The organism is Desulfosarcina sp. (assembly GCF_041551955.1).
In the GTDB taxonomy this organism is placed as follows: Bacteria; Desulfobacterota; Desulfobacteria; order Desulfobacterales; family Desulfosarcinaceae; genus Desulfosarcina.
Genome location: NZ_JBFELV010000419.1, coordinates 1 through 4,549, shown reverse-complemented (window position 1 = coordinate 4,549; position 4,549 = coordinate 1). Strand labels below are relative to the sequence as shown.

The following is a 4,549-nucleotide window of genomic DNA, read 5'->3' as shown; positions in this document are numbered from 1 at the left end:
GTTATGGACTCCCGCCTTCGCGGGAGTGACACCGCTTGTGACTTTTTACGGAACCATCAGAATTAAACCCTAAAAAAATTAGCCGAGAGCCTGGAAACGTTGCTATTTTTTTTAAGTCATCAATTTTTTATGATTTTAATTTTTAATCAGCGTGCGTTCGAAAGTGGTAGATTGCGGTTCAGATCAAGGCCGCAGCGTTTTTGAAACCGGAGGCGTAGCAGCGCTACGTCGAGGATATCAAAAAGGCGAGAACACCGATCTGGGCCGCAAGATGCCGTTTCTGAATGGACGCTATCCTCCGCAGCACTTTTTGTACTTCTTCCCACTGCCGCATGGACATGGGTCGTTTCGGCCGATTTTTTCGGATTGTCGTTTGACTGGTTTTTGGGTGGTCGGGGCATCACCGCTGCCAGAAAAAGTCAGGTTCTGCGCTTTGGGCTTTTGCAGGGCATCGATGTGGTCCGGCTGAGCCAGCTGAATCCGGAAAAGAATGCCCAGGGTTTCCGCCTTGATGCGGTCGATGGTCTCCTGGAACATGTCGAAGCCTTCTTTTTTGTACACCAGCAGTGGGTTCTGCTGTGCGTAGCCGCGCAGCCCGATGCCTTCCTTGAGGTGATCCATGGACAGCAGATGATCTTTCCATAAATTGTCCACGGTTTGAAGCATCACCATCCGCTCCAATTGACGAAAATCATCCTCACTGCCCAGCATAGCGGCTTTTTTTTCATAGACACCGGCGGCCTGTTCGTAAATGACCTGGGCCAGGCCTTCGTCGTTGAGGCCGTCCATGGTGTCTTCATCCAGTTTGGCCAGCCTGAAGTTGAACTGCTGGAATACGGCATCCGAAATAGCCTCCCACGGCCAATCTTCGGGCAGCGCTCGCTCATCGGCGAATTTTCCGGCAATCGTTTCGGCGCTTTCCATCATGATATCGTCGATAGTGGATTTCAAGTCAACGCCGGTCAGCAGGTCACGGCGCTGTTTGTAGATGACTTCGCGCTGCTGGTTCATGACATCGTCGTACTCGATCAGGTGCTTGCGGATGTCGAAGTTGTGCGCCTCAACCTTGGACTGGGCATTCTCGATGGCGCGGCTGATCAGGTTGTGCTCAATCGGTTCGCCCTCTTCCATGCCCAGACGCTCCATGATGCCGGTAATGCGCTCACCGCCGAATATCCGCAGCAGGTCATCCTCCAACGCCAGGTAGAAACGTGAAGAGCCCGGATCCCCCTGGCGTCCGGAGCGGCCGCGCAGCTGATTGTCGATCCGTCGGCTCTCGTGGCGCTCCGTACCCAGGATATGGAGTCCCCCCAGTTCGGTCACGCCCTCACCCAGTACGATGTCGGTGCCGCGTCCGGCCATGTTGGTGGAGATCGTCACCGCTCCCTTCTGGCCGGCCATGGAGATGATCTCCGCCTCTTTCTCGTGGTTCTTGGCATTGAGCACTTCGTGCGGGATGCCCTGTTTTTTCAGTTTTTTGGCCAGCTGCTCGGAAATGTCGATGGACACGGTACCCACCAGTACCGGCTGGCCTTTCTGGTGGAGAGCTTTGATCTCTTCGATCGCGGCGTTGAATTTTTCCCTGCGGGTCTTGTAGATCACATCCGGAAAATCAATGCGGATCATGGGCATGTTGGTGGGGATGACCGAGACCTCCAGGTTGTATATCTTCTTGAATTCCGCGGCCTCGGTGTCCGCCGTACCGGTCATACCCGACAGTTTGTCGTACATGCGGAAATAATTCTGAAAGGTGATGGTGGCCAGGGTCTGGTTCTCGTTTTCTATCTTGACGTTCTCCTTGGCCTCCAGTGCCTGGTGCAGCCCTTCGCTGTATCGGCGACCGGGCATGAGCCGTCCGGTGAATTCATCAACGATGATCACCTCGCCCTCTTTGACGATATAGTCCACATCGCGTTTGAAAAGCGTGTGTGCTTTGAGGGCCTGGTTGGTGTGGTGGAGCAATTCGATATTGGACGGGTCGTATAGGTTTTCAACACCCAGCAGCTGCTCGGCGTGTGCCACACCTTCCTCGGTGAGTGCGGCACTGCGAGCCTTCTCGTCGATCTTGAAATCTATCTCCGCCTTGAATTTGGGGATGATCCCATTGACCTGGTAGTAAAGCTGGGTCGATTTCTCGGCAGGACCGGAGATGATTAACGGCGTCCGGGCCTCATCAACAAGGATACTGTCCACTTCGTCCACGATGGCAAACTGAAGGTCCCGCTGGACCAGCGACTGCGCATCGAATTTCATGTTGTCACGAAGATAATCGAAACCAAACTCATTGTTGGTCCCGTAGGTGATGTCCGCGCCATAGGATTCCTTGCGCTGCCGGTCGTCGAGTCCGTGCATGACCGTTCCCACAGACATTCCCAGATAAGTGTAGATCTGGCCCATCCACTCTGTATCACGCCGAGCCAGATAATCATTTACGGTAACCACATGCACCCCGCGTCCGGTGAGTGCATTGAGGTAGGCGGGCAGCGTGGCCACAAGGGTTTTACCTTCACCGGTTTTCATCTCGGCAATTTTTCCGCCATGAAGAACCATGCCGCCGATGAGCTGAACGTCGTAGGGGCGCATGCCCAATGCGCGTACAGAGGCTTCCCTAACCGTGGCAAAGGCTTCTGGCAACAAGTCGTCCAACGGTTCCCCGTTGTCAAGGCGCGTTTTGAACCGCGGGGTCTGGTCTTTAAGCTGCGCCTCGCTCATAGCCTTGAGGTCCGGTTCCAAGGCATTGATAGCCTCCACGAGCGGTTGAAGCTTTTTCAATTCACGTTCATTTTTACTGCCGAATACCTGAGTCAACCATTTAGCGATCATCTATTCAATCTCCAATTTCTTAGACTGGATGGTGTCTTTGGGGCCGAATGCCACAACGACAGCATTCGTTGATTCTCCCCGGCTTCGACGCGGCGGCAGTCTAAACCATTTTACCGGACCACTCAAGCGCAAATGGGCGATCCGACTTGTCGTGATCGATCGCCAGGCCGCGGAAAGCGTGAGTCAACCGAATGGTGGGTCGTTAAGACCACTGCGGCGGTCGATGTGCCATCTGCTTGTCAATTGAGAATATAGGTGGCGGGATTGACGGGAACGCCGTTGAGCTGGACTTCATAATGCAGATGGGGTCCGGTGCTGCGGCCGCTGTTGCCCATCTGGGCAATGATGTCGCCGCGTTTGACCTTTTCCCCCTGTTTCTTCAGTGCTTCGCTGAGATGGGCGTACCGGGTGATCATGCCATGGCCATGATCAATGACAAGCACATTGCCCATGGGTCCTTTTTTCCCCGCATAGGAAACGATGCCGTTTGCGGTAGCCAGGATGGCAGTCCCCTTTCGATTGGCGATATCGACCCCTTTGTGAAACTCTTTTCTACCGGTAAACGGGGAAACCCGGTGGCCGAAGCGGGAGGTCATCCAGCCGTCAGCGGGTCGAATGGCTGGTGTCGAAGCCAAGAGGTTACGTTGTCCTTCCAGTTTGTCCAGCAGGCTACCGAAGCTGCTCTGCTGGCGTTGTGACGCCGCATTGAGTTCATCCACCTGCTGGTGCATTTCCCGCATCAACCCCTCGTGACGCCGGGTCAGCTCGAGTTGGGGGTCCAAATCTTCGGGAGCGGCCCCCCCCACACCGAAAAGGTTGTCATCCGTCTGGCTGGGCGTCAGATTGGCTATCACGCGAATCTTCTCCTCGAACTGGTCCAAACCGACCAGCTTTTCCTTGAGCGCATTGATTTCATGGGCGAACGATTGAATCTGGAGTCGCTGTTGTCCGATCTCTTCCCGTTGCTCGTCGATGGTCTGGGCCGCATTTTGGTTGGCTGCAAGGGATTTTCGAAGCGTCTGGTAGTCACGGAAGGAAATGCCGATGAAACCGGCACCAAGGATGAAAGCCAGCGCCATGGTCACCAGCAGGGCTACGGGGATGGATAATTGTTTGACCGTCGTTCCCGAGTTGCTCAGAACAATAAGCGATATTTTTTTTGCCATTACCTTTCGGGACCAGAAGGAGATGTAACTATTATTATATAAATATCAATTAGTTACCGCAAGCCTTAACTCAAGTGAAAAAAAAGCTACCATGATACAGACTTCATGTCAACACCATGGTAGCTGTGGTTGCTCTTAACTCATCATTTTAATTGACAAATAGATCTATCCTGATCACAGGGAAGTGCTTCTTTGGACGCTTATTCGATACCCAGTTTGAATTTTAGCGACTTCAGGGTGTTGAGCATAAGCATGGTAATGGTCATGGGTCCCACACCTCCGGGAACCGGGGTGATGGACCCGGCAATCTCCTTGGCGGCATCGAAGTCCACGTCGCCCTTGAGGATCGCAATCTTCTTGCCGGTCTTTTCGCTTATTTTCTCACCCACGCGGTTGACACCCACATCGATGACACAGGCGCCGGGTTTGATCCATTCCGGCTTTACCAGATCCGGTACGCCGGCGGCAACGATCAGAATGTCGGCGCGCTTGCAGTGGGCGGCCAAATCTTTGGTCCGCGTGTGGACGATGGTGACCGTGGCGTTGGCCCCGGGGCCTTT

The 4,549-nt window shown here is 54.0% G+C and carries 2 protein-coding genes and 1 pseudogene; all 3 read right to left on the bottom strand.

The window, feature by feature from the left end:
- Window positions 1–291 precede the first annotated feature (291 nt).
- Window positions 292–2,823 carry a preprotein translocase subunit SecA gene (secA, locus tag ABYV26_RS21530; RefSeq protein ID WP_372683415.1) on the bottom strand — a complete coding sequence of 844 codons (2,532 nt, stop codon included), beginning with the start codon at window positions 2,821–2,823 and terminating at the stop codon, window positions 292–294.
- 239 nt (window positions 2,824–3,062) lie between these two features.
- A complete protein-coding gene (locus ABYV26_RS21525; RefSeq protein ID WP_372683414.1) occupies window positions 3,063–3,989 on the bottom strand; it encodes a M23 family metallopeptidase in 927 nt (308 codons plus the stop codon).
- A gap of 200 nt (window positions 3,990–4,189) precedes the next feature.
- Window positions 4,190–4,549, bottom strand: a pseudogene (locus tag ABYV26_RS21520) (bifunctional 5,10-methylene-tetrahydrofolate dehydrogenase/5,10-methylene-tetrahydrofolate cyclohydrolase); the annotation flags it as partial.

Bases quoted from the DNA above. Each gene is read 5' to 3' on its own strand.
- secA (WP_372683415.1), bottom strand. From the start codon at position 2,823: ATGATCGCTAAATGGTTGACTCAGGTATTCGGCAGTAAAAATGAACGT.
- ABYV26_RS21525 (WP_372683414.1), bottom strand. From the start codon at position 3,989: ATGGCAAAAAAAATATCGCTTATTGTTCTGAGCAACTCGGGAACGACG.